At 71.2% G+C, this 24,908-nt stretch carries 27 protein-coding genes; 3 read left to right on the top strand and 24 right to left on the bottom strand.

Going from position 1 to position 24,908, the window contains the following annotated elements:
• Position 1 precedes the first annotated feature (1 nt).
• The 13 genes from nuoK to VGZ23_05895 form a co-directional block, all read right to left on the bottom strand.
• On the bottom strand, positions 2-313 hold the full coding sequence (nuoK, locus tag VGZ23_05835) for an NADH-quinone oxidoreductase subunit NuoK (GenBank protein HEV2357114.1): 312 nt from the start codon (positions 311-313) through the stop codon (positions 2-4).
• Positions 314-320: 7 nt separating this feature from the next.
• A complete protein-coding gene (locus tag VGZ23_05840; GenBank protein HEV2357115.1) occupies positions 321-815 on the bottom strand; it encodes an NADH-quinone oxidoreductase subunit J in 495 nt (164 codons plus the stop codon).
• Positions 812-1,789, bottom strand: coding sequence for an NADH-quinone oxidoreductase subunit NuoH (gene nuoH / locus VGZ23_05845; protein HEV2357116.1), 978 nt, complete (start codon positions 1,787-1,789; stop codon positions 812-814). Before nuoH ends, VGZ23_05840 begins: the two co-directional genes overlap by 4 nt.
• 15 nt (positions 1,790-1,804) lie before the next feature.
• Entirely contained in the window at positions 1,805-2,110 is a 306-nt protein-coding gene (locus VGZ23_05850; GenBank protein ID HEV2357117.1) for an NADH-quinone oxidoreductase subunit A, read from the bottom strand.
• Positions 2,111-2,310: 200 nt separating this feature from the next.
• Complete coding sequence (locus VGZ23_05855; GenBank protein ID HEV2357118.1) at positions 2,311-3,792, bottom strand: gluconeogenesis factor YvcK family protein; 1,482 nt, start codon at positions 3,790-3,792, stop codon at positions 2,311-2,313.
• The gene (gene rapZ / locus VGZ23_05860) at positions 3,789-4,718 is read right to left on the bottom strand and encodes an RNase adapter RapZ (protein HEV2357119.1); all 930 of its coding nucleotides are present in this window, start codon (positions 4,716-4,718) and stop codon (positions 3,789-3,791) included. The genes VGZ23_05855 and rapZ overlap by 4 nt, the downstream gene beginning before the upstream one ends.
• The gene (locus VGZ23_05865; protein HEV2357120.1) at positions 4,715-5,056 is read right to left on the bottom strand and encodes a phage holin family protein; all 342 of its coding nucleotides are present in this window, start codon (positions 5,054-5,056) and stop codon (positions 4,715-4,717) included. Before VGZ23_05865 ends, rapZ begins: the two co-directional genes overlap by 4 nt.
• A 52-nt stretch (positions 5,057-5,108) precedes the next feature.
• Entirely contained in the window at positions 5,109-5,975 is an 867-nt protein-coding gene (sucD, locus tag VGZ23_05870) for a succinate--CoA ligase subunit alpha (protein ID HEV2357121.1), read from the bottom strand.
• On the bottom strand, positions 5,975-7,096 hold the full coding sequence (gene sucC / locus VGZ23_05875; GenBank protein HEV2357122.1) for an ADP-forming succinate--CoA ligase subunit beta: 1,122 nt from the start codon (positions 7,094-7,096) through the stop codon (positions 5,975-5,977). The genes sucD and sucC overlap by 1 nt, the downstream gene beginning before the upstream one ends.
• 3 nt (positions 7,097-7,099) lie before the next feature.
• Entirely contained in the window at positions 7,100-8,038 is a 939-nt protein-coding gene (gene mdh, locus VGZ23_05880) for a malate dehydrogenase (protein ID HEV2357123.1), read from the bottom strand.
• Positions 8,039-8,061: 23 nt separating this feature from the next.
• Positions 8,062-8,814 (bottom strand): succinate dehydrogenase/fumarate reductase iron-sulfur subunit, encoded by a 753-nt coding sequence (locus tag VGZ23_05885; protein HEV2357124.1) that lies wholly within the window; start codon positions 8,812-8,814, stop codon positions 8,062-8,064.
• 30 nt (positions 8,815-8,844) lie between these two features.
• Positions 8,845-10,581, bottom strand: coding sequence for an FAD-binding protein (locus VGZ23_05890; protein ID HEV2357125.1), 1,737 nt, complete (start codon positions 10,579-10,581; stop codon positions 8,845-8,847).
• Positions 10,582-10,614: 33 nt separating this feature from the next.
• A complete protein-coding gene (locus VGZ23_05895) occupies positions 10,615-11,343 on the bottom strand; it encodes a succinate dehydrogenase (GenBank protein HEV2357126.1) in 729 nt (242 codons plus the stop codon).
• Between the two features lie 132 nt (positions 11,344-11,475).
• Here VGZ23_05895 and VGZ23_05900 point away from each other — a divergent pair, with 132 nt between their 5' ends.
• The 3 genes from VGZ23_05900 to uppS all read left to right on the top strand — a co-directional run bounded on the left by VGZ23_05900 (position 11,476) and on the right by uppS (position 14,514).
• On the top strand, positions 11,476-12,324 hold the full coding sequence (locus tag VGZ23_05900) for a hypothetical protein (GenBank protein ID HEV2357127.1): 849 nt from the start codon (positions 11,476-11,478) through the stop codon (positions 12,322-12,324).
• Between the two features lie 62 nt (positions 12,325-12,386).
• A complete protein-coding gene (locus VGZ23_05905; protein HEV2357128.1) occupies positions 12,387-13,649 on the top strand; it encodes an NADP-dependent isocitrate dehydrogenase in 1,263 nt (420 codons plus the stop codon).
• A 91-nt stretch (positions 13,650-13,740) separates the two neighbouring features.
• Positions 13,741-14,514 carry a polyprenyl diphosphate synthase gene (gene uppS, locus VGZ23_05910; GenBank protein ID HEV2357129.1) on the top strand — a complete coding sequence of 258 codons (774 nt, stop codon included), beginning with the start codon at positions 13,741-13,743 and terminating at the stop codon, positions 14,512-14,514.
• A 2-nt stretch (positions 14,515-14,516) separates the two neighbouring features.
• On the opposite strand, the gene VGZ23_05915 is transcribed toward uppS, so the two are convergent.
• From VGZ23_05915 to hisZ, 11 genes are all read right to left on the bottom strand, one after another.
• Positions 14,517-15,077, bottom strand: coding sequence for a cob(I)yrinic acid a,c-diamide adenosyltransferase (locus VGZ23_05915; protein ID HEV2357130.1), 561 nt, complete (start codon positions 15,075-15,077; stop codon positions 14,517-14,519).
• Positions 15,074-17,158: a S9 family peptidase gene (locus VGZ23_05920; protein HEV2357131.1), complete on the bottom strand. Its 2,085-nt coding sequence runs from the start codon at positions 17,156-17,158 to the stop codon at positions 15,074-15,076. Before VGZ23_05920 ends, VGZ23_05915 begins: the two co-directional genes overlap by 4 nt.
• A gap of 73 nt (positions 17,159-17,231) precedes the next feature.
• Complete coding sequence (locus VGZ23_05925; protein HEV2357132.1) at positions 17,232-17,966, bottom strand: metallophosphoesterase family protein; 735 nt, start codon at positions 17,964-17,966, stop codon at positions 17,232-17,234.
• Positions 17,967-17,980: 14 nt separating this feature from the next.
• On the bottom strand, positions 17,981-18,628 hold the full coding sequence (hisIE, locus tag VGZ23_05930; protein ID HEV2357133.1) for a bifunctional phosphoribosyl-AMP cyclohydrolase/phosphoribosyl-ATP diphosphatase HisIE: 648 nt from the start codon (positions 18,626-18,628) through the stop codon (positions 17,981-17,983).
• The gene (gene hisF / locus VGZ23_05935) at positions 18,625-19,404 is read right to left on the bottom strand and encodes an imidazole glycerol phosphate synthase subunit HisF (protein ID HEV2357134.1); all 780 of its coding nucleotides are present in this window, start codon (positions 19,402-19,404) and stop codon (positions 18,625-18,627) included. The genes hisIE and hisF overlap by 4 nt, the downstream gene beginning before the upstream one ends.
• Positions 19,404-20,135 (bottom strand): 1-(5-phosphoribosyl)-5-[(5-phosphoribosylamino)methylideneamino]imidazole-4-carboxamide isomerase, encoded by a 732-nt coding sequence (gene hisA, locus VGZ23_05940; GenBank protein ID HEV2357135.1) that lies wholly within the window; start codon positions 20,133-20,135, stop codon positions 19,404-19,406. Before hisA ends, hisF begins: the two co-directional genes overlap by 1 nt.
• A complete protein-coding gene (gene hisH / locus VGZ23_05945) occupies positions 20,119-20,745 on the bottom strand; it encodes an imidazole glycerol phosphate synthase subunit HisH (GenBank protein HEV2357136.1) in 627 nt (208 codons plus the stop codon). Before hisH ends, hisA begins: the two co-directional genes overlap by 17 nt.
• A complete protein-coding gene (gene hisB, locus VGZ23_05950) occupies positions 20,742-21,356 on the bottom strand; it encodes an imidazoleglycerol-phosphate dehydratase HisB (GenBank protein ID HEV2357137.1) in 615 nt (204 codons plus the stop codon). The genes hisH and hisB overlap by 4 nt, the downstream gene beginning before the upstream one ends.
• Positions 21,353-22,663 carry a histidinol dehydrogenase gene (hisD, locus tag VGZ23_05955; GenBank protein ID HEV2357138.1) on the bottom strand — a complete coding sequence of 437 codons (1,311 nt, stop codon included), beginning with the start codon at positions 22,661-22,663 and terminating at the stop codon, positions 21,353-21,355. The genes hisB and hisD overlap by 4 nt, the downstream gene beginning before the upstream one ends.
• Positions 22,654-23,376 carry an ATP phosphoribosyltransferase gene (hisG, locus tag VGZ23_05960; protein ID HEV2357139.1) on the bottom strand — a complete coding sequence of 241 codons (723 nt, stop codon included), beginning with the start codon at positions 23,374-23,376 and terminating at the stop codon, positions 22,654-22,656. The genes hisD and hisG overlap by 10 nt, the downstream gene beginning before the upstream one ends.
• On the bottom strand, positions 23,373-24,662 hold the full coding sequence (gene hisZ / locus VGZ23_05965; protein ID HEV2357140.1) for an ATP phosphoribosyltransferase regulatory subunit: 1,290 nt from the start codon (positions 24,660-24,662) through the stop codon (positions 23,373-23,375). The genes hisG and hisZ overlap by 4 nt, the downstream gene beginning before the upstream one ends.
• Positions 24,663-24,908: the final 246 nt, after the last annotated feature.

A 24,908-nucleotide genomic window follows, 5' to 3' on the forward strand; every position in this document is an offset into this window, starting at 1 on the left:
GCTACCACTTCATGAGGTTGATCTCGTCGACGTAGATCGTCTCCAGCGTGCGGTAGGCCGTGAGCACCAACGCCAGCCCGACCGCCGCCTCGCAGGCGGCGAGCGTGATCACGATCAGCGCGAAGATCTGCCCCTGCATCGCGCCCGGCGCGACGAACCGGTTGAACGCCACGAGGTTGATGTTCGCGGCGTTGAGCATGAGCTCGATCCCCATCAGAATGGCGACGCCGTTGCGGCGGGTCACGACCGCAAACAGCCCCAGCGCGAACAGGAGCGCGCTGACGACCAGGTAGTGCGTCAGCCCCGGCGCCATCGGCCGCTCAGTCCTCCCGCCGCGCGATCAGGATCGCGCCCATCAGCGAGACGAGCAGCACGATCGACGTGCCTTCGAAGACCAGGATGTTCTGGCGCAGGAAGCTCTGCCCGATCGCCCCCGGCGTGTAACTCGGCAGCGTGCCCGTCCCGGGCACCCAGCCGGTCCGGACCGCGACGGCGATGAGCAGCACCGCCATCGCCGCGGCCACCGCCGCGCCCACGACGCCCTGCTCGTTGCGCTGGCGGAAGCCGAGCCCGGTGCCGCCCTCCGTCAGCATGATCGCGAACAGGATCAGCACGGTGATCGCCCCGGCGTAGATCAGGACCTGGATGCCGGCCACGAACTCCGCGTTCAGCAGGATGTACAGCCCGGTGACGCCGAGGAAGGCGGGCACGAGCGCCGCCGCGCTGTGCACGATGTTGCGGCTGGTGACGACCACGGCCCCGGCGCCGAGCGTGATCGCGGACAGCAGGTAGAAGGCGATGGCCTCCCCGCTCACCGCACCACCACGAAGAACGCCGTCACGACGAGGTTCAGGACCGCCACGGGGATCAGCACCTTCCAGGAAAAATTGAGCATCTGGTCGATGCGGAAGCGCGGGTACGTCCACCGCACCCACATGAACACGAAGACGAGGGCGTACAGTTTGATCAGGAACCACACCAACGGCGGCAGCCACGGCCATCCCCGCCAGCCGCCGAGGAACAGCGTCACGGCCATCGCCGCCATCGCGAACATCTCGCCGTACTCGCCCATCTGGAAGAGCGCGAACCGCATGCCGCTGTACTCGGAGGAGTACCCGGCGACGAGTTCGCTCTCCGCTTCCACCAGGTCGAAGGGGATGCGGTTCACCTCGGCCGTGGAGGCGACGAGGAAGATCAGGAACGCCACCGGCTGCACCACGATGTACCACAGGCGGGCCTGGCCGTTGACGATGGTGACCGTGGACAGCGAGCCGGCCATTAGCGCGACGGTCACGAGCGCCAGGCCGATCGGAATCTCGTAGGTGACCATCTGCGCCGCCGCCCGCAGGCCGCCGAGCAGCGCGTACTTGTTGTTCGACCCCCACCCCGCCATGAGGATTCCGACCACGACGAGCGACGAGGTGGCCGCGAAGTACAGCACCCCGATGTTGAGGTCGCGATAGATGAGCGGGCCGGACCGGGTGGTGCCGAACGGGATGACGACGTAGTCGAGGAGCGCCGCGAGCGGCACCACGATGACCGCGCTGGCAAAGATCAGGCGGTCCGCGCGGCTCGGCACGATGTTCTCTTTCTGCATGAGCTTGAGGGTGTCGGCGAGCGTCTGCAGCAGCCCCTGCGGACCGACGTGCTTCGGCCCGAGGCGGCTTTGCATCCAGGCGCTGATCTTTCGCTCCAGCAGCACGCCGAACATCACGCCGATGAACGCGACCGCCGAAAAGATGATGATCGTTCCGACGATCGCGCGCAGAACTTCGGACGTCCAGGCCATCGCCGCCGCGGTCTCCTACACCCACTCCAGGGCGCCGCGCCGCCACGCGTAGACCAGGCCGAGCACCAGGATCACGAGGAACACCAGCATCTCCCAAAACGCGAGCGCGCCGAGGCTGCGGGCGACGACCGCCCAGGGATACAGGTAGATGATCTCCACGTCGAAGACGACGAAGACCAGCGAAAACAGGTAGTACCGCACGTTGAACTGCGACCAGGCCTGCCCGATCGTCGGCACGCCGGACTCGTACGTCTCGAACTTCTGCGGATAATTGCTGCGGGGGGAAATCAGCCAGATGATGAGGAGCGGGAGCGCGACCATCCCTGCGCCGACCAGCGCAAAGATGGCGACGTAGCCCCAATCGAGCAGCATCGTCGTCCCCCCTTCCGGCCCGGCTCCGCGGCCGCGCCCCACGGCGCCGCAGTACTCCTAGGCCGGGTCGAGTGCGTGGACGCGTGGCGCGTTCGCTGGAGTCGTCGCGTGGGCGCGTGGCTGATCGTAGTATGCGCCGCCGCCGAGTGTCAACCCTTCCTGGCCCGCTCGTACGCCGGGGCCGCGGTCGCGACGCCGTCCCCGCGAGAATCGCCGAGGAGCGGCTGCGGAGGCGGGATCCGGCGCAGCTCCGGCGAGACGGTCGACAAGAGGCGCAGCAGGACGGCCGTGACCTTGCGCGCGTCGTGGCGGACCAGTCCGTCCTCGCTCAGCAGATCTTCCGCCACGCACCGGCAGCCGAGCGCCTCGACGGCCGCGACGTCGGCGCCGACCGGCTCCGCCCGCTCCTGCGCGTATCGCGCGAGTAGCGACGGGCTGCGCGGCGGCCGCGTGTTGACGAGCACGTAGTGGAACAGCCCGCGCCCGCCCTCGTCGAGCAGGACGCGGACGTGGTCGGAGGCTTTGAACCCGCGCGTCTCGCCGTGCTGGGTCATCACGTTGCAGATGTACGTCTTGACCGCGGGCGCGCGCCGGATGGCGTCCACCACGCCGTCCACGAGCAGGTTCGGCAGCACGCTCGTGTAGAGGCTGCCGGGCCCGAGCACGATGAGGTCCGCGTCCGCGATCGCCTCGAGCACGTCCGCGAGCGGCGGCACCGACGCCGGCCGGAGGTAGACCCGGCGGACGGTCTTGCCGGCCCCGGTGATCGCCGATTCCCCGTCGATCGCGGTGCCGTCGTCGAACTCGGCGCAGAGGGTGACGTCGTGCAGCGTCGTCGGGAGCACGCGCCCGCGGATGGCCAGCACCTTGCCGCTCTCCTTGACCGCGGTCTCGAGGTCGCCGGTCACCTGCGACATGCTGGCGATGAACAGATTGCCGAAGCTGTGCCCGTCGAGCTCGCCGCCCTTGAACCGGTGCTCGAACAGCCGGGTCATCAGCGGCTCCGCTTCGGCGAGGGCCACGAGACAGTTGCGGATGTCGCCCGGCGGCAGGATGCCCTGCTCGCGCCGCAGCCGCCCCGAGGAGCCGCCGTCGTCGAAGACGGTCACGACCGCGGTGATGTTCGTCGAGACCTTCTTCAGGCCGCGCAGCAGCGTGCCGAGGCCCGTCCCGCCGCCGAGCGCCACGATCTTCGGCCCGCGCTGGAGCGCGCGCTGTTGGACCAGCAGCTCGACCAGCCGCGGATCGCCGCGGGGCAGAAACACGTCGACGATCGACCGGATCGTCGCGCGCAGCCCGTAGGCGATCAGCCCGAGGCCGGCGAGCAGGAGCACGGTCCCGCCCATCACGGGCGAGAGCACGTGGCCCGTCACGGCGTACGCGACGTCGGCCGCCCGGATGACCGCAAGTTCCAGCACGCCGAGCAGCTTCACGTCCACGATCAGCGCCACGCCGGTGCTGACCAGCAGCACGCCCAGGGCGATGACGACGATGTAGCGCTTTATGCCGAGGCCCGGCTCTAGCCACCGGATCCAATACCGCACCGTGTTGCGCAGGCGGTGGGTCCCGCGGCCGGCGCGGCCGTGCCCCGCGGAGTCGGGGCCGTGCCGCCCCGCGGAGTCGGGGCTCATTCTTTTCGCACGTCGCGGTGCTTCAGCCGCACGGCGTAGCCGAGGGAGCGGATGAAGCGCGCCAGGTCCTCGCCGATGACGACCGACCGGTGCTTCCCGCCGGTGCAGCCGACCGCGATCGTCAGGTGCGATTTGCCCTCCGCCGTGTAGCGCGGCAGGAGATACCCGAGCATGTCGTGAAGCCGCCGCTGGAATTCGCGCGTGTCGTCCGAGCTCAGCACGTACTCGCGCACCTCGGGACTGCTGCCCGGCAGCGCGCGCAACGTCTCGACGTAGTGAGGGTTTGGCAGAAACCGGACGTCGAACACGAGATCCGCGTCGATCGGGATGCCGTACTTGTAGCCGAACGACGTCACGCCCACGGTCAGGGTGCGGTGCGCGGCGGGCCGCACGAACGCCTCGGCCAGCTCCTCGCGCAGCTCCCGCGCGGTGAGCGCGCTCGTATCGATCACCTTGTGCGCGCGCTCCTTGAGCGGCTGAAGCCGGCGCCGCTCGCTGCGGATGCCGTCGAGGACGCTGCCGCCGAGCGGGTGCTTCCGCCGCGTCTCTTCGAACCGTCGGACGAGAACCTCGTCCGACGCGTCGAGAAACAGGATCTGCGCGCGGATCCCCATCCCCGCCAGCGCGGCCAGCGCGGCGTCGAGCGAATTGAAGAACTCGCCGCCCCGTACGTCCATGACCAGGGCGACCCGGCGGATGCGGCCCTGCGACTCACGGACGATCTCGGCGAACTTCGTCACGAGCGCCGGCGGCAGGTTGTCGACGCAGAAAAACCCGAGGTCCTCGAGCGCGTTCGTGGCCTGGGACTTGCCGGCGCCGCTCAGGCCGGTGACGATCAGGAACTCGATGTCGTCGGTGGCGGCCGGTCCCGCCTGCCCCGCGCCAGATGGGGCGCCAGCGGGAGGCGCAGGCTGGAGCGACTTCATGCGTCGGCCACGAGGCGCGAGAGGATGAAGCTCGCGACGCTGAGGACGATCGCGCCGACGAACGCCGCGAGCACGCTCCGGAGCACCAGCTGGTGGGTCACCCAGGCGACGATGTACAGCATGAAGGCGTTGACGACGAATGTGAACAGGCCGAGGGTCAGAATATTGAACGGCAGGGTCAGGGCCAGCACCACCGGCCGGATCACGGCGTTGACGATGCCGAGTACGAGCGCGGCCAGCACCGCCCCGCCGAAGCTTGCGACCTGGACGCCGGGCACGATCAGCGCCGTGAGATACAGCGCCACGGCGTTGATCAGCCAGCGGATCAGAAACCCCATGTCACCCCATTATACCAGGACCGCCCCCTGGGCGGCCCGGCGCGGGCGCGGGCTACAGCCGGGCGCGGACCAGCTCCGGCACGGCGCTGACGAGCGGCGCCACGGCCACCCCCGCGGCCTCGAGCGCTGCGACCTTGTGCTCTGCGGTGCCCTCTGTGCCGGAAATCACCGCCCCCGCGTGGCCCATCCGCTTGCCGGGCGGGGCGGTGCGGCCGGCGATGTACGAGACGACCGGTTTTTTCAAGTCGCGGGCAATGTGGCGGGCGGCGTCCTCCTCGGCGCTGCCGCCGATCTCCCCGATCAGCACGACGGCCCGGGTGCCGGGGTCGGCGCCGAACCACGCCAGCGCCTCGACAAACGACGTCCCGACGACCGGATCGCCGCCGAGGCCGACGGCGGTCGATTGCCCCAGCCCCGCCTGCGTGAGGCCGGCGACGACTTCGTACGTCAGGGTGCCGCTGCGCGAGACGACGCCCACGGGACCCGGCGTGAACAGGTGCCACGGCATGATCCCGACGCGGCACTGTCCGGCTGTCGTGACGCCCGGCCCGTTGGGCCCGACCAGCCGCACGCCCTGCCGCCGGGCGTAGGCTACGATCTCGATCGCGTCGTGCACGGGCACGCCCTCGGTAATGATCACGACCGGGTCGAGGCGCGCCGCGATCGCCTCGAGCGCCGCGTCGCGCGCGAAGCGGGCCGGCACGAACAGCACACACGCGTTGGCGCCGGTGGCCCGCACCGCCTCGTCCACGGTGTCGAACACCGGCACGTCGTGAACGCGCATCCCGCCCTTGCCCGGCGTCACGCCGGCCACGACCGCGGTCCCGGCGTCGAGGCTCTGCTTGGTGTGGAAGGCCCCCTGGTACCCCGTGATCCCTTGGACGAGCAGCCGGGTCTCCCGGCCGACCAGCACGGCCACTACCGCCCGCCTCCCCCGGCCTGCCGCGCCAGCGCCACGGCGGTCCTGGCGCCGGCCTCCGGGTCGGTGCCCGCGGCGAACCCCGCGTCGCTCAGGATGCGCCGGGCCTCCGCCTCGTTGGTGCCGGTGATCCGGATGCTCGCCGGGACGCGGGGCGGATGCTGCACGATGCCGCGCGCGATGTCATCGCCGCGCGTGATCCCGCCGAAGATGTTGATGAACAGGGCCCGCACGCCGGGTTTCCGCTGCACGAGGTCGATCGCCGTCTGCATCCCTTCCGCGCTGGCCCCGCCGCCGACGTCGAGGAAGTTGGCCGCGCGGCCGCCGACGTGCGCCAGAAGGTCGAGCGTGCTCATCACGAGGCCGGCCCCGTTGCCGATCACCGCGATGTCGCCGTCGAGCTCGACGTAGGCCAGCCCGTGGTCGCGGGCCTCGCGCTCGAGCGCCGTCATCTCCTCCGCGGGGGGCCGGTCGCGGTGCCGGTACGCGGCGCTGTCGTCGAGCACGAGCTTCGCGTCCACGCAGAGCAGGTGGTCCCCGACCCGCGCCAGCGGATTGATCTCCGCGAGATCGGCGTCCTCTTCCCAGTACAGCCGGTAGAGGGCGGAGGCGATCCGCGCAAAATCGTCGAGCAGCGATCCGGTCAGCCCGAGGCGCCGCCCCAGTCCGCGCGCGGCGAACGCCGGCACCCCGAGGCACGGATCCACGTCGAGCCGCGCGATCTTCTCCGGCGACTCTTTGGCGACGGTCTCGATCTCGACCCCGCCGGCGGCCGACGCGATCCCGGCGACGCGGCGCGCCGCGCGATCGGTCACGAAGGCGAGGTAGTATTCGGCTGCGATGTCGGCGGCCTCGACGACGAGCACGCGGCCCACCCGCTCGCCTTTGATGTCCATCCCGAGGATCGCCCGCGCGTGCGCCTCGGCCTCGGCCGGCGTGGCCGCGAGCCGGACACCGCCGGCCTTGCCGCGCCCGCCGACCAGCACCTGCGCCTTCACGACCACGGGATAGGTGACGGGGAGCCCGCGGACGGCCTCCGGCCGGTCGATCACGTGGCCGGCCTGCACCGGCAGGCCGTACCGCGCAAAGACGTCCTTGGCCTGGTATTCGTGCAGCTTCATCGGTTACAGCTTGAGGAGCGCGACGCTCTCGCGGATGCTGGCCACCGCGGCGTCGAAGGCCGTGCGCTCGTCCGCGGCCAGCGGGACTTCGAGGATGCGTTCGATGCCGGCCGCGCCGAGCACGACCGGCGTCCCGACGTAGAGGTCGCGCACGCCGTACTGGCCGCTGAGATACGCGGAGACCGGCAGGACGCGGCGGCGATCGAGGAGGATCGCCTCGACCATCTGCGTGATGGCCGCGCCGGGCGCGAAGAAGGCGCTCCCGGTCTTCAACAAACTGACGATCTCCGCCCCGCCCTTGCGGGTTCGTTCGACGACCGCTGCGATTGTGTCGGCCGGCAGCCACTGCGCGAGCGGCAGCCCCCCGATCGTGGCGCGGCTGGCGAGCGGCACCATGTGGGTGTCGCTGTGCGCGCCCACCACCATCGCCGCGACGTCGAGCACCGACACCCCGGCGGCCTCGGCGATGAACGTCCGAAACCGGGTCCCGTCGAGCGCGCCGCTCTGGCCCATCACGCGCTCGGGCGGGAACCCGCTCGTCTTGTAGGCGAGGTAGACCATCGCGTCGAGCGGGTTCGTCACGACGATCAGGCAGGCGTCGGGCGACCGCTTCGTCACCTCCTGCGTGACGCCGCGCACGATCCCGGCGTTCACGGTCAGGAGGTCCTCGCGGCTCATGCCCGGCTTGCGGGCCACGCCGGCGACGATGACGACGACGTCGGAACCTTCGGTCTCGTCGTACCGGTTCGTGCCGGTCACCCGGAGGTCGAATCCCTCGATGGGACCGGCCTCGCCGAGGTCGAGCGCCTTGCCCTGCGGCATGCCCTCGATGACGTCGACGAGGACGACGTCGGCCAGCCGCCGGGAGACGATCCACTGCGCCGCCGAGTGTCCGACGTTGCCGGCGCCGACGATGGAGACCTTCGCGCGGGTGCGTGCCACCGGAGACTCCCCTCTCCCGACCGCTACGTGCCCCGCGGCTCCTTCCGCCCGCCGAAGGCGCGGAGCAGCGCGCGCCACGGATCGAACTGATCGTCCGCCACGCGCTCCTTCAGCGGGATGATCGCGTTGTCCGTGATGTGGATGTGCTCGGGGCAGACCTCTTCGCAGCACTTCGTGATGTTGCAGTAGCCGATCCCGCCCTTGCCCCGCAGCAGGTCCGTGCGCGTCAGCGTGTCCTTGGGATGCATCTCCAGCGCCGCGATCCGCACCATGAAGCGCGGACCGTAGTACCGGTCGGTGCCGCCGTGCTCGCGGAGCACGTGACAGACGTCCTGGCACAGGAAGCACTCGATGCACTTCCGGAACTCGAAAAGCCGCTCCACGTCGTCGGACGACATCCGGTACGGCGTCGGCTCGTCCGGCCGCGGCGTGAACGGCGGGATCTCCTTGTTCACACGGTAGTTCCACGAGACGTCCGTCACGAGGTCCCGGATGAGCGGAAACACCTTGATCGGCCGCACCGTGATGGGCGCGCCGTGGAACGCGTCGACCCGGGCCTGGCACATGAGACGCGGCTTGCCGTTGATCTCGGCGCTGCACGACCCGCATTTGGCCGCCTTGCAGTTCCAACGGCACGCCAGCGTCGTGTCGTGGTGGGCCTGGATGTAGTGGATCGCATCGAGGACCACCATGCCTTCTATCGGCGGGACGGCGTACTCCGTGAGCGTTCCGCCCGAGGCGTCGCCTCGGAAGACGTGGAAGATCTGATCAGCCATCTCGGCTTTCGTCCTCCCGCCCGGCGCGGTTCATGTGGTCTTGACGGCCGTCTCGCCCTGCACGAGGCGGGCGAGCTCCGGCGGCATCTGCGGCACCGGGCGCGCGCGGACCGCCATGCGGTCCCCCTCCCTGACGACGATCATGTTCCGCCGGCCCCACTCCGGGCTCTGGTCGGGGAAATCGAGCCGCCAGTGCGCGCCCCGGCTCTCCTCGCGCTCGATCGCGGAGCGGAAGATCGCTTCGGCCAGCGTCAGCATGAAGCGCACGTCCCGGCACTCGTGCCATCCGGGATTGTAGAGCAACGAGCCGCCGGCGCGCAGGCGCTCGGTCCGCCCCTGCAGGGCCAGGATCTTCTCGAGTCCCTGACGGAGGCCCTCGCCGGTGCGCGCGATCCCCGCGTGCTCGGCCATGACCGCCTGCAGCTCGTCGTGCAGGACGTACGGATTCTCCGTCCCCCCGCTTTCGAACGGCCGCTGCAGCAGCCGCCGCTCCTCGCCCGCCTGGGCATCGTCGACGCCCGGCGCCTCCGCCAGCCCCTGCGCATACTGCGCCGCGTGCTCCCCGGCGCGCTTGCCGAACACGATGAGGTCGCTCAGCGAGTTGCCGCCGAGCCGGTTGGACCCGTGGAGTCCGGCGGCCACCTCGCCGGCGGCAAACAACCCCGGCACGGTCGTGACTCCGGTCCCCGGCTCGACCCGCACGCCGCCCATGACATAATGGATCGTCGGGGCGACTTCCATCGGAGACTTCGTGATGTCGATGTCCGCCAGCTTGAGGAACTGCTCGTACATGCTGGGCAGCTTCTTCTTGATGAAGTCCGCGCCCCGCTGGGTGACGTCGAGCCACGCGCCGCCGTGCGGTGTCCCGCGGCCCGCCTGGACCTCCTTGTAAATCGACCGGGCGACAACGTCCCGGCTGCTGAGGTCCTTCTTCTTCGGATCGTAGCGCTCCATGAAGCGCTCGCCTTCCGAGTTGCGGAGGATCCCGCCTTCGCCCCGCACCGCCTCGGTGACGAGGATGCCGCGGACGCCGGGCGGCCACACCATGCCGGTGGGGTGGAACTGCACCATCTCCATGTCCATCAGTTCCGCCCCGGCCTCGTAGGCCATCGCGCACCCGTCGCCGGTGCAGTCCCACGAGTTGCTGGTCACCTTGTACAGCTTGCCCCAGCCGCCGGTGGCGAACACCACGGCCTTCGCGCGAAACATGACGAACCGGCCCGTCTCCTTCCGGTAGCCGAACGCGCCCGCGATCCGGTCACCGTCCCGGAGCAGGCGCGTCAACGTCACTTCCATGTGCACGTCGATGCCGCAGTGGATCGCCTTTTCCTGGAGCGTGCGGATCAGCTCGAGCCCGGTCCGGTCGCCGACGTGGCAGAGCCGCCGGTACGTGTGCGCGCCGAACGGCCGCTGGAGAATCCGCCCGTCCGGCGTCCGGTCGAAGAGCCCGCCCCAGCGCTCCAACTCGTAGACGCGCTCGGGCGCTTCGCGGGCGAAGATCTCGACCATGCGATAGTCGTTGATCAGCTGCCCGCCGCGCATGGTGTCGGCGAAGTGCACTTCCCAGTTGTCCTGCGCGTCCAGGTTGCCGAGCGCGGCGGCGATCCCGCCCTCGGCCATCACCGTGTGCGCCTTGCCGAGCAGACACTTGCTGATGAGGCCGACCGACACGCCGGCGTCGGCGGCCGCGATCGCGGCGCGCAGTCCGGCGCCGCCCGCGCCGACGATCAGGACGTCGTACTGATGCGGTTCGTACCAGTCAGCCACGAGCCCGTCTCCCTCTCATCGCGGTCGCGCCGGTCAGAACACTCGCGGATCGATGATCACGCCGGCCCCGAGCAGCCGGACGTACACGTCGGCCAGCCCGACCGAAAACAGGCTGAGCCACGCCCACGCGGCGTGGTGCGCCGTCAGCCGGCCGACGCCGGTGCGGAGCCGCGCGCGCAGCGCGCCCCCCCGCGCGCACGAGTAGCAGTCGAGGTTGCCGCCCGCCAGGTGCCGGAAGGCGTGGCAGCCGAACGTGTAGCCGGAGAGCAGGACGACGTTCGCGAGAAAGAGCAGCGATCCGAGATGCACCGACGGCCGGCCGCCGGGGAAGAACGTGTCGATCGCGTCCTTCCATAGGAAGAGCAGCACGATGATGGCGGCGTAGAGAAAGTACCGGTGGAAGTTGCTGAGGATGAACGGAAACCGCGTCTCGCCGGCGTAGCCGCCGCGGCGCTCCGGCACCATGCAGGAGACCGGATCGAGAAAGTATGAGCGGTAGTACGCCTTGCGGTAGTAATAGCACGTGGCGCGGAACCCGAGCGGCGCCCAGAGCACCCAGAACGCCGGCGAAAGGGGGATGCCGCTGACCCGGACCGGCGGCGAATAGAAGGGCGAGAGGTAGGGGGCCACATACCCGTGCCCCTGCAGCGCCACCCAAATCGAGTAGATGCCGAACGCCGTGAGCACCGTGACCGTGGCGGCCGGCTGCAGCCACCACGGAATTCCGGCCGCGTATGAACGTTCGACCGCCTGCTCGCTCATGGGAACCGTCCGGGTTGGCCGACTCGGCGATCCGAAGAATCTCTCTCCACGGTTCGGGTCATACAAGGGGGTTTCCTTCTCCGCGGCATACTATACGCCCGGGCGCGAAGGGCTCCACAGCGGAGGACGCCGGTGAACCTCAGCAATCTCTTCTGGATTCTCTTCCTGATCTCGTTCATTCAACCGATTCTCCAACGCCAGTGGCAGCAGGTCGCGCGCCTGCGGGCGCTGCAGGGCCTCGAGCGCGCGCGCGGGAGCCGCGTGATCGCGCTGATCCACCGGGAGGAGACCGTCGCGCTGCTCGGCATTCCGATCGCCCGCTACATCGACATCCAGGATTCCGAGGATCTGCTGCGCGCGATCCGTCTCACGCCATCCGACCTGCCGATCGACGTGATCCTGCACACGCCGGGCGGACTCGTGCTGGCCGCGGAGCAGATCGCGCGCGCGCTGGCCGACCACCGCGGCCGGGTTACCGTCTTCGTCCCGCACTACGCGATGTCCGGGGGGACGCTGATCGCGCTCGCCGCCGACGAGATCATCATGGACGCGCACGCGGTGCTCGGTCCGGTCGATCCGCAGATCGGCCAGTACCCCGCGGCATCCCTGGTCGGGGTCGCGGAGCGCAAGCCGATCGAACGGGTGGACGACGACACGCTGATCCTCGCGGATGTGGCGAAAAAGGCGCTGCGCCAGGTCCACGCCGCCGTCGTCGAGCTGGCGGCCCGCCGCCTCGCGCCCGAGCCGGCCGCGGCCCTCGCCGACCAGCTCGCCACCGGGCGGTGGACGCACGATTATCCGATCACCGTGACGGAAGCGCGCACGCTCGGTTTCACGGTGTCGACGGAGATGCCGCGCACCGTCTACCAGTTGATGGAGCTGTACCCGCAGGCGGGACGGCGGCGGCCGTCCGTCGAGTACGTGCCGCTGCCCTACCGGGGCCCGGCCGCCCCACTCCCGCGCGAGGGCGAGCGCAAGTAACCCGCCGGCGGGCCCGCGACCCCGCTTCGCGGGGCGGGACGGCCGGCACGAAGGAGCCCGTCATGGCGAAGATCACGGTGAAACGTCCGCTCGTCGAGATGGACGGCGACGAGATGGCGCGGATCATGTGGCACTGGATCCGCGAGCGGCTGATCGTGCCGTACCTCGACGTCGACCTCAAGTACTACGATCTCTCGATCCAGCGGCGCGACGAGACCGACGACCGGATCACGGTCGATGCGGCGCACGCCGTGCGCGAGCACGGCGTCGGCGTCAAGTGCGCCACGATCACGCCGGACGAGACGCGGGTCAGGGAGTTCTCGCTCAAGCAGATGTGGCGGAGCCCCAACGGGACCATCCGCAACATTCTCGACGGCACCATCTTCCGCGAGCCGATCATCTGCCGCAACGTCCCGCGCCTGGTCCCCCAGTGGGACAAGCCGGTCGTCGTCGCCCGCCACGGGTTCGGCGACCAGTACCGGGCGCAGGACTTCCGCTTCCCGGGGCCCGGCACGCTCACGCTCGTGTTCACGCCGGCCCCCGACCACCCCGCGGGCGGGGCCCCTGGTCACCCCGCAGGCGGGGCGGGAGGGCAGGCGGCGATTACGCGGGAGATCATCAAAGCCGACGGGCCGGGCGTCGCCCTCGGCATGTTCAATCTCGACGGCTCGATCCGCGGGTTCGCCCGCGCGTGCTTCAACTACGGGCTCGGCCGCGGGTACCCCGTGTATCTGTCGACGAAAAACACGATCCTCAAGGCCTACGACGGGCGCTTCAAGGATATCTTTCAGGAAGTCTACGACGCCGACTTCCGCGCGCGGTTCGAGACCGCCGGCCTCACGTACGAGCATCGCCTGATCGATGACATGGTCGCGGCCAGCCTCAAGTGGACCGGCGGGTATCTGTGGGCGTGCAAGAACTACGACGGCGACGTGCAGTCCGACGCGATCGCGCAGGGCTACGGGTCGCTCGGCCTCATGACGTCGGTCCTCACGTCCCCGGACGGGCGGGCGGTCGAAGCCGAAGCGGCGCACGGCACCGTCACGCGCCACTACCGCCTGCACCAGCAGGGCAAGCCGACGTCGACGAACCCGATCGCCTCGATCTACGCGTGGACCCGCGGCCTGCAGTACCGCGGGAAGATGGACGGCACGCCGGCCGTCGTCGACTTCGCCCTCGCGCTCGAACGGGTCTGCGTCGAGACGGTCGAGAGCGGCAAGATGACGAAGGACCTCGCCGTGCTCATCGGGCCGGACGAGCCGTTCCTGACGACCGAGGCGTTCATGGGGGAGATCGAACGGGCGCTGAGCCGCCGCGCCGGCTAACGCGGCCTCGACCCCGACACCGGCCCGGAGCGCCGGCGGCGGTCTCGAGGCCGGAACCGACCGGGAAATCGCTGCGTCGGAAGACCCAGTGATGCTGCTCGGCCTCCTGTACCGCGTCTACGAAAGCCGGCTCCTCAGACGGCTGCGCCGCGGGCCGCTGCCGCGGCACGTGGGCCTGATCCTGGACGGCAACCGGCGGTACGCGCAGGAGGCCGGGCTAAGCACACGTGACGCGTACCAACGGGGCGCGGACAAAGTTGACGACGTCCTCGAGTGGTGCGAGGCGCTCGGGATTCCCCAGGTCACGGTCTGGGTGCTGTCCATCGAGAACCTGGAACGCCCCGCCGACGAGGTGTTGCCGTTGCTGGGGGTCATCGAGCAGAAGATCGGCGACCTGACGCGGCATCCCGCGACGGCCCGCAGCCGGCGCCGTATCCGCGCGGTCGGCCACTTCGAGGCATTGCCCGCCTCGCTCCGCGGGGCGATCGCCGGCGCGGAGCGCGCCACCGCCGGCCACGACGGCTGTCTCTTGAACATCGCCGTCGGGTACAACGGGCGCCAGGAGATCGCGGACGCCGTCCGGTCCCTGGTCCGGACGCACTTCCGGCCGGGCATGACGGCCGAGGCCCTGGCCGGCCACTTCACTCCGGAAGAGATCGGGCGCCACATGTACGCCGGGGGCGCCGACGATCCCGACCTGATCATCCGCACGAGCGGGGAGACGCGCCTCAGCGGATTCCTGCTGTGGCAGAGCGTGTACAGCGAGTACTACTTCTGCGATGTCTACTGGCCCGCGTTCCGCCACGTCGACTTCCTGCGGGCCCTGCGCAGCTACCAGCAGCGGCAGCGGCGATTCGGCCGGTAGCCCTACCGCGCCTGATGCCACTCCACGTCCGGACGGCCGGCGGCGTGGTTCGCGGCCCGCGCCAGGACGAACAAGAGGTCTGACAGCCGGTTCACGAATTTCAACAGGTCGGGGTTCACCGGTTCGCGTGCGGCGAGGCTCACGATCTTGCGCTCGGCGCGGCGGGCGACCGTGCGGGCGTGGTGCAGGGCCGCGGCGGCGGGGGTCCCGCCCGGCAGAATGAAGACCCGCAGCGGCGGCAGCGCGTCGTCGAAGCGGTCGATCTCCCGCTCCAGCGCCTCGACCCAGGCCGCCGTGACGTGGCTCGCGTGGCCGCCCGCGGCCGCCGCGGCCGCGGGCGGCGTCGCGAGCTCAGACCCGAGGTCGAACAGGTAGTGCTGCAGGCGCTCGAGGACGGGGTCGATCGACGCGGGCGTCCCGGCCGCGCGCGCCACGCCCAGCACCGCGTTCAGCTCGTCGACGGCGCCGTACGCGCACACCCGCGGATCGTCTTTCCGGACGCGCCGGCCGCCGAACAGGCCGGTCTCTCCGGCGTCCCCCGTCTTCGTATAGATCCGTGTCACTCGTCGGCGGCGACGGCGTCCCGGGCGCCGGGGGCCGGCGGGGCGGCGGCCGCCGCGGGAGCGAGATAGGTGCGGAACCACTCCACGATGTGCCGGAGGCGCTCCAGGCGGTGGCGCGGCTGTCCGTTGCGCGAAAGGTCGTGGCTCTCGTTGGGGAACCGCACAAAGAGGGTCGGCACCCCCTGCTTCTTCAGCGCGACGAACAACTGCTCGCCCTGCTCGATCGGGCAGCGGTGGTCCTGCTCGTTGTGGAGAATGAGCAGTGGCGTGCGCATCTGGCGCACGTAGGTAATCGGTGACCGTTCGAGGTAGAACTGCGGCGCCTCCCACGGATCGCCGGGATACTCCCACATCCCCTTCATGTACGCGAGGTCGGACGTGCCCCACTGGCTGTAGGCGTTGCTGACGCTCCGCATCGTCACCGCCGCCCGGAACCGCTGCGTGTGGCCCACAATCCAGTTCGTCATGAACCCGCCGTAGCTGCCTCCGGCGACCCCGAGACGCTCGCCGTCGATCCAGGGGTGCGCGGCCAGCGCCGCATCCAGGCCGTGCATGAGGTCTTCGTAGTCTTTGCCGCCCCAGTCGTGGCGCGTCCCGGCCGTGAAGGTCTGCCCGTAGCCCTGGCTGCCCCGGGGATTGAGATAGACCACGGCGTATCCCTGCGCCGCCAGCACCTGAAACTCGTGGAAAAACGCGTGGCCGTACGCGCCGTGCGGCCCGCCGTGGATCTCGAGAACGGCCGGTACCGGCTCCCCGTGGATCGGGTTGGTCGGACGCATCACCCAGCCTTCGACTGTCCAGCCCTCGGCGGTTTCGAATTGCATCCGTTCCGGCCGCGCGAGCGCGATCGGCCGGAGGACCGGTCCCGTGAGATCGGTCACGCGCCGGAGGTCGCCCCCGAGATCGCACACCGCGATCTCGCCCGGCGTCAGCGGATCGCTCTCGATGCAGGCGGCCCGCCGCGCGGTGCGGTCAAACGAACAACCGATCAATTCGTGCGCCCCGCGGGTCTCGAACCGGAACGCGCGGTCCGGCGGCGTCCCGCTCACCCCGGCGCCGTCCTCCGGCGCCGCGATCGAGGCGATCTGCGTGCTGCCGCCGTCGGTCACCATGAAGAACACCCGCCGGCCGTCCGCGGCCCACCACAGCCCGCCGGAGGACGGGTGGGCCCGCGCATCGGTGATGATGTGATGGCCGACGCTGCGATCTTCCTGGGCGGTGAGACAGACCGGGCCGCCGCCCGACGCCGGCACGGTCCACACGCCCCAATTCGTCGCGCCCCAGGAGGCGTTATCGTGCCCCACGCACGCGAGCAGCCGGCCGTCGGGCGACCATGCCGGCGCCTGCAGGGGGCCCAATCCCGCGGTGAGCCGGCGCGGCGTCCCGCCATCGCCGGCGCCGATGACCCACACGTCGCTTGTGTTGCTGAGATCCGCGTCCGGGGACGCGTTGGCCGTGTAGGCGAGCAGCGCGCCGTCGGGCGACCACGCGGGACTCAGATGATCGTAGTCGCCGGCCGTGACCCGGCGCGCGGGGCCTCCGGTGGCGGAGACGACAAAAATCTGCTTCCAACGCCCGTCCCAGAAACCTTCGCCGTCCTGCTTGTAGCGCAGGCGCGAGATGACTCTGACGTCGGATTCAACGCCGGGGGCGGCGGCGCCGCTCTCGCTGCGCGCGCGATCCGCCTCGGGTTTTCCCACGAATGCGATCGAGCGGCCGTCCGGGGACCAGACCGGATCCGCCGGCGCGAGCTTGCCGGACGTGAGCGGGCGCGCCTCGCCGCCCGTCGTGGCAATGACCCACACCTGTTTGTCGCCGCCGCGGTCGGACAGGAACACGAGCCGGGTGCCGTCGGGGGACCAGCGGGGGGAGGTCTCCTTTGCCGACGCCGTGGTGAGTTGGCGCGGTTCCCCGCCCGCCGCCGGCACGACCCAGAGGTGGGTGCGGTACGTGTTGGCGTCGGGGTCGGCGCGGGTCACCGTGAAGGCGATCTGCGTCCCGTCCGGAGACAGTTGCGGATCGTTGAGCACCGGGATGGCGAGGAGATCGTCGATGGTCATCAACCGGGTTGGTACGTTCACCGCTCGTCCCTCCGCGACAGGGATACGTTCGAGCGCTTCGCCGGTGCGAAAAGCGCTCCCTCCGGATGCGCTTCTAGGTCCCGGCGGCGAGCCGGCGCGACAGAACCGGGGGGAGCCCGAGCGCCATCATCTTCGCCTGCGTTTCGGCCACCGGATACGCCAGCCGGTGGAGCGCCGCCGTGCGGGCGTCATCGTCGAAGATCATATAGGCGGCGCGCGAATCGCCGTCGCGCGGCTGGCCCACGCTGCCGGCGTTGATGATGTACCGGGCGGCCGGCAGAAGACGCACCGGGTGTCCCCGCCGCAGGTCCTGCCCCCGGATGCGTCCGTCCGCGTCGCAGACGAAGACTCCCGGCAGATGGGAGTGCCCGACGAGGCACACGGTGAAGGTGCTTTCGGCAAACACGGCGAGCGCGGTGGGCAGATCCAGGATGTACTCCTCCACCGGTTCACGCGGGCTCCCGTGCACGGCGAGAAACGTCGGGAACTCCAGCCGGTCGGGCAGCGCGGCGAGGAAGGCGCGGCTCTCCGGCGTCAGCACCCCGGCCGTCCACTCGATCGCCGCGCGGGCCAGCGGCGAGAACGCCGCCGTATCGAGCAGGCCCACCGCCCCGCGATCGTGGTTCCCGGCAATGACCGCGGCGCCGAGGCCGCGGACGCGGTCCACACATGCGTTGGGATCGGGCCCATAGCCCACCACGTCGCCCAGACACAGGTAGGCGTCCGGCGACCGGCGGCCGGCGTCCGCCAGCACGGCCTCGAGGGCCTCGAGATTCCCATGGACGTCCGAGAAGACCGCGTAGCGCACACGAGCCCCGTTCCTCAGCGTCTCCGCCGGGCGAGCTCCGCGAAGACCTGCGCGGGATCGATACCCTGGTAGATGAGCAGGGCCAGCGAGTGGAACCAGAGGTCGGCCGCTTCTTCCACGAGCCGCCCCGGCGTCTCCTTGCGCGCCGCGCGGACCACCTCCGCCGCTTCCTCCATGACCTTCTCGTTGAGCCGGGCGAGGCCTTCGGCAAAGAGGCCCGCCGTGTACGACCCGGCCTTGGGTGCGCGGCGCCGATCGGCGAGCACCGCCGCCAACTCCACGAGGATCTCGGGCCCCGGCTCCCCGGACGCGCCGCCGTCCGCTTCCACGAGGCGGCCGCCGGGTGCGACGGTCCGGAAGAAGCACGACCGCCGGCCGGTGTGACAGGCCGGGCCCGTCTGCTCGACCTTCAAGACGATCGCGTCGCCGTCGCAGTCGCCGCGGACGTCGACGACCCGCTGCGTGTGACCGGACGTTTCGCCTTTTCTCCAGAGCCGGCGGCGGCTGCGGCTCCAGTACCAGGCCTGGCCCGTGGCCAGCGTGCGTTCCAGGGCCTCCCGCGTCATGTGCGCGACCATCAACACGTCGCCGGTGTGCGCGTCCTGGGCCACGACGGTCACCAGCCCCGACGCGTCGTACGTGATCCTGTCGGCGTCGCTCATCCCAGGAGGCCCTCCACCGCCGGCCGCACCGGAACTCCGGCCGCCGCCATCGCCGCCTTCACCGCGGCGATGCTGTAAGTGCGATAGTGAAACACAGAGGCGGCCAGCACCGCGTCCGCGCCGGCGTCTCTCGCGGCCTCCACGAAGTGCGCCGGCGTTCCGGCGCCGCCCGAGGCAATCACCGGCACCCGCACGGCGCCGGTCACGGCCCGCACGAGCTCGAGATCAAAGCCGTCTTCGCGGCCGTCGTGATCCATGCTCGTCAGCAGGATCTCCCCGGCCCCCAGCGCCGCGGCGCGCGCGGCCCAGGCGACCGCGTCGAGGCCCGCCGGCCGCCGGCCCCCGTGCGTGTAGACCTGCCACCGGCCGGTCCCGGTGCACCTGGCGTCGATCGCGACGACGATGCACTGACTGCCGAACTCCGCGGCGCCGTCCCGGATCAGGTTCGGCGTCCGCACCGCGGCGGTGTTGATGCCCACCTTGTCGGCGCCGGCCCGCAGCATCCGGCGAAGATCGCCGACCGTCGCCAGTCCCCCGCCGACCGTGAACGGGATCGTCAGCACCTCCGCGGTGCGCCGTACGACGGTTTCCATGATCCCGCGGCCTTCGTGGCTGGCCGTGATGTCGAGGAACACCACCTCGTCGGCGCCTTCCCGATCGTAGACGGTGGCCAGCTCGACGGGATCCCCGGCGTCACGCAGGTTCACGAACCGCGTGCCTTTCACGACGCGGCCGTCCTTCACGTCGAGGCACGCGACGACCCGGCGCGCCAGCATCACGGACCCTCCGCGGCGTCGCCCGCCGCCGTCAGCAGGGCTTCGAGCCGGACGCTGCCCTCGTAGAGCGCGCGGCCGACGATCGCGCCCTCGAGACCGGCGGACTCGAACGGCCGAAGCCGGCGCACGTCCTCGACCGACGTCACGCCGCCGGCCACAATGACCGGAACGCGCACCGCGGCCAGCACCTCCGCGAGCGAGGTGAGGTCGGGACCGCCCAGCATGCCGTCGCGGCGCGTGTTCGTGTAGACAATCCGCCGCACGCCGGCGTCCGTCACCCGCGCGGCGGCGTCGGTCGCGCTCAGGTCCGTCACGGTCGTCCAGCCTTCGGTCACCACGCGTCCGTCGCGGGCGTCGATCGCCGCGGCGATCCGGTCGCCGAAGCGCGTGCAGGCGTCCCGCAGGAGGTCCGGGGAGCCGATCGCGGCCGTGCCGAGGATAACCCGGGCCGCCCCCGCGGCGAGGAGGCGTTCGATCGTCGGGAGATCCCGCACCCCGCCCCCGACCTGCACCGGCACCGCGGCCGAGGCGAGCACCCGCTCCACGGCGTCCGGGTTGCCGGGCCGGCCGCCGAACGCCCCGTCGAGATCCACGACGTGGAGCCACCGCGCCCCCGCCGCCGTCCAGCGCTGCGAGGCGGCGACGGGATCGTCGTAGACGAGCTCGCGGTCGCGCGCGCCCTGGATCAGCCGGACCACCCGGCCGCCTCGGATGTCAACCGCCGGCAGCACCAACACCCGCCGTCCACCTCGCAAAGTTGCGCAAGATCTGCTCGCCGACCGCGCCGGACTTCTCCGGATGAAACTGCGTCGCCCAGACGTTGCCGGTTCCGGCCACCGCCGCGATCTCCGTGCCGTACGACGCGGTCGCCGCGACGAGCGCGGGGTCCGGCGGGGCGCAGTGATAGGAGTGCACAAAGTAGACGTACGCGCCGGACGCGATCCCGTCGAGGAGCGGCGACGGCCGGTCGACCCGCAACTGGTTCCAGCCCATGTGCGGCACCTTGACCGCCGCGGGCAGACGCACGACCCGGCCCGGCAGCACGCCGAGACCGCGGTGCAGGCCGCCCTCGCTGCTCTCCTCGAACAACAGCTGCATTCCCAGACAGATCCCGAGGAACGGCCGGCCGGAGCGGAGGTACTCGACGATCCGGTCGGCGAAACCGCGCCGGCGGAGTTCGGCGATGGCCGGACCGAACGCGCCGTCCCCCGGCACGACGAGGGCCGCGGCGCCGTCGAGGTCGCGCGGATCGTCGGTCACCCGCACCTCGAGCCCCTGCCGGCGAAGCCCCATGCTGATGCTGTGGAGGTTGCCGGCCCCATAGTCCGCGATCACGATCACGCCAGCGTTCCCTTGGTCGACGGGATCCCGGTCACGCGGGGATCCCGCTGCGTCGCCCGATCGAGCGCGAGCGCCAGCGCCTTGAACGCGGCCTCGATCACGTGGTGGCCGTTTCGTCCGTGGATGAGCATCAGGTGGAGCGTCAGGCCCGCGTTCATCGCGAAGGCGCGAAAGAATTCCTCGGTGAGGTCGGTGTCGTAGGCGCCGAGGCGCTGCCGCGCCACCGGCACCGCGTAGTGCAGGTACGGCCGGCCGCTCACGTCCACCACGGCGAGGACGAGGGCCTCGTCGAGCGGCGCGTAGGCCGACGCGTAGCGGAAGATGCCGGCACCGTCGCCGACGGCGTCTTTGAAGGCGCGGCCGAGGGCGACGCCCACGTCCTCGACCGTGTGGTGGGCGTCCACCTCGAGATCCCCGGACGCCGCCACGGACAGGTCGAACCGGCCGTGCCTCCCGATCTGCTCGAGCATGTGATCGAGGAACGGCACGCCGGTCGCGAGATCCGCCCGGCCCGTGCCGTCGAGGTCCCAGCGCGCCTCGACCTTCGTCTCGCCCGTGCCGCGCGAGGCGCGTCCCGTGCGGCCGTTCGCCCCGCGCGAGACGGGGCTCACGTGTCCAATCCTCGGGCGGTGACCGCCAGCACGTGTGCCGGGAAGTCTTCGTACCGGCCGAGCCGCTCGACGACGGGCCGGACCGCGGCGAGGCCCCGCGCATCGAGCGCGGCGACCGAGGTGGCTTTGAGATAGCTCAACACGGTGACCCCCGAGGCGACGCGGGCGAACCCGCTGGTCGGCAGCGCAGCCGGGACGCCGATCGCGTAGTTGGCGGCCGAGAACGGCGTGTCCTGACCCAGCAGCACCTCGCCGGCATGCCGCACGCCGGCGAGGGTGGCGAGCGGATCGCGCGTGGCGATCTGCAGGTGTTCGGGCGCGTAGAGGTTGACGAAGGCGACCGCCTCCTCCATCGAGCGGGCCACGACGGCGCCGCCGTAGTCGCGCATGGCCGCGTCCGCAAAGGCGCGCCGGCGCTCCGGCAGCTGCGCCAGGTAGCGCGGCAGGTGCTCCTGGACGTCGGCCACCAGCGCGTCCGACGCCGTAACGAGCAGCGCCGCGGAGTCGCTGCCGTGCTCCGCTTCGTTCAACAGGTCGAGCGCGAGCCGGTCCGCGTCGGCGCCCTCGTCGGCGAGGATCATTGACTCGGTTGGCCCGAGGACCGACAGGAGGCGCACCCCCCGCGACTGCACCGCGATCTGCGCCGCCGTGACGTAGGGGTTGCCGGGCCCGCCCAGCAGGCGGACGCGCGGCAGCGTCGCCGTCCCGCAGGCCAGCCCGGCGATGCCCGCCACCCCGTTGCACCGGAACACCTGCGGCCCGCCGAGCAGGTCGGCGGCGACCAGAATCGCCGGATCCACGCTGCCGTCCGGCCGGGGCGCCACCACGACCGCGATCTCGTCCACACCGGCCACGACGGCCGGGGTGACGAGGGTCACGAGGGTCGACGGAAACGTACCCTTGCCGCTCGGGACGTAGAGACCGGCCGCGTCCACCGGCGACCATTTCACGCCGGTCGTAATACCGGCTTCGAGCTCGTCGAGGACGAGCGACGGGGGCCGCAGCCGCTCGTTATAGCGGCGGGTGCGCTCGATCGCGGCGACCAGCGCCGTCCGCAGTCCGTCGTCGATCGCGTCGTGCGCGCGCCGCACCTCGTCGCCCGCGACCGCGAGCCCCTCCGGCGGCAGCGCCACGCCGTCGTACCGTGCCGTCGCCTCCACGATCGCGGCATCGCCGCGCTGCTCGACGTCCGCGATGATGGCGCCGACGTGGGCCATCCGCGCGGGATCGAAGATTTCCGCGCTCGAGCGGCGGAGAATCCGCTGCAGGCGCTCGGGCGAGGCGTCGGCCAACCGGATCACGTCCACGGGGTCCCTCCGTCTACGCCGGGCGGCGTGAGTCCCTCGGCGGGGGACGCCGGCCGGGCCACTGCGGCGCGCAGGCCGTCGATCACCGACGCGACGGCGCCGGCGCGGCTGCGCAGGCTGACGCGGTTGACCACGAGGCGCGCCGTCGACGGGAAGAGCTCGGCCACTTCGACGAGGCCGTTCTCGCGCAGCGTGCGTCCGCTCATCACGAGATCCATGATGCCGTCGGCCAGGCCGACCTGCGGCGCCAATTCCACGGTCCCGTTCATCGGAATGATCTCGACCGGCCGGCCCCGGCTCCCGAAGTGCCGTTCGGTGATCCGGGGATACTTCGTGGCGATCCGGAGCGGCACGAGGCGCTCCCAGGTCCCGGCGAGCGGCTCGGGAAACGCCAGCACGCCGCGGCACGCGCCGAAGCCGAGGTCGACCAATTCGTAGACGTCGCGGCCCTGCTCGAGCAGCACATCCTTGCCGGCCACGCCGAGGTCGGCCGCGCCGTGCTCGACATAGGTGAGCAGATCGACGGGCTTGGCGATCAGGCACCGGATCGCCGGGGTCGTGCCGGGCACGATGAGGCGGCGGCTCGTGCGCCAGGCGTCGCCGTCGACGTATCCGGCCGCCTCGAGCGTCTGCATCGTGTCGTCGAGCAGGCGGCCGGACGGCACCGCGATCGTCACGAGGTCCGCGCCGCGTGGGTCGCGCGCGCGCGTCATGACACCGTCTCGCGCGCCACGGTCCCGGCCGCCACCCCGGCGGCGAGGTCCGCCACGGGCACGGTGCGCTCGGGGGCCTCGCCCTCCCGGACGCGGGCCGTTCCGTTGCCGACCAGGATCGCACGCGGCACACCCCGCCGCGCCGCCTCCGCCGCCACCTCGTCCCAGGACCGGTCAAGCACTTCCAGCACGACGGCGAGGCCGTGCGCTCGAAGCGCCCGCGCGCAGGCCGCCGCGCCGCCGCGGCATCCCGGCTCCCACGCGACCATCGCGTCCGGCGCCCACTCCGGCGCACCGCCTCCCGGACCCTCCGCCGTCTCCGCGGCCAGCACCCGCTCGATCCGGACCGCGAACCCGGTGGCGGGCAGCGACACCCCGAACCGCTCGAGCAGGGCGTCGTACCGGCCGCCGCCCAGCAGCGGCGCGCCGAGGGACGCCGTGTGCCCCTCGAAGACGATGCCGGTGTAATAGTCGAAGTCGCGAATGATGCTCAGGTCGATCGTCACCGTGTCGGCGACTCCGTGCGCCGTGAGCGCCTCGACGAGGGCCTCGAGATCCCGGACGACGGCGCGGCCGGCCGGCGTGTGCACCAGCCGGCGGGCGTCCTCCAGGGCACCGGCGCCCCGCAGGGCCGGCAGGGCCATGAGGGCGTCGAGGCGTTCGGCCGGCGCGCGGTGGCGCTCCAGCAGATCGCGGAGGCCGACGAAGTCCTTCTGGTAGAGGAGGGCCCGCACGTCGGCGGCGTCCGCCTCCGAGAGGTCCAGGCCGGCCAGCACACCCTGCAGAAATCCGACGTGCCCGAGGCTCAGGGTGAACGCCGGCGCCTCGGCCGCGCGGAGGGACGCGACCGCCAGCGCCACGATCTCGGCGTCGGCGTCGACGCCCCGCGCGCCGATCAATTCGCACCCGACCTGCGGGAACTCCCGGAGGCGCGCGGAACCGGCCTCGCGGCCGCGGAAGACCTGACCGGCGTAGGCTGTGCGCAGGGGCAGCGGCTCGTCTCGAAGCCGCGTCGCGACGAGTCGCGCGACCGACGTCGTCATCTCGGGCCGCAGCGCCAGCAGCTCGCCGCCGCGGTCGACCAGCTTGAACAGCCGGTCCGCGGCGCCGGCGCCCTCGCCCAGCACCAGCACGTCGAGGTACTCGAGCGTCGGGGTGGCGACCTCACGGTACCCCCAACGCGCGGCTTCCGCGAGCACGCCGCCGGTCGCCGCGCGGATGCGGGCGGCCTGCCGGGGCAGCCAATCGCGGGTCCCGGCCGGGATCAGTTGCCAGCGCTCGCGCATACTTTACCTCGATAAAGCGATAGAGTAATAAAGCACTCCGGCCATCCTAACACGGGAACCGCGATCCGTCAACGGCGCGATCTGCCTCATAAATAATGTTACCGGGCGAAGTCCTGATGCCTCATAACCCCTGTTACCGAGGGCGCAGGAGGCATCATGGGCCCGCAGAGCATCCGCGAATACATCGCCTCCCTCGGACCACGGTATCGCGCTGCCCCGAAAACCGCCAAGAGCCGGATGCTGGAT

This window comes from bacterium (assembly GCA_035945995.1).
Lineage (GTDB): Bacteria > Sysuimicrobiota > Sysuimicrobiia > Sysuimicrobiales > Segetimicrobiaceae > DASSJF01.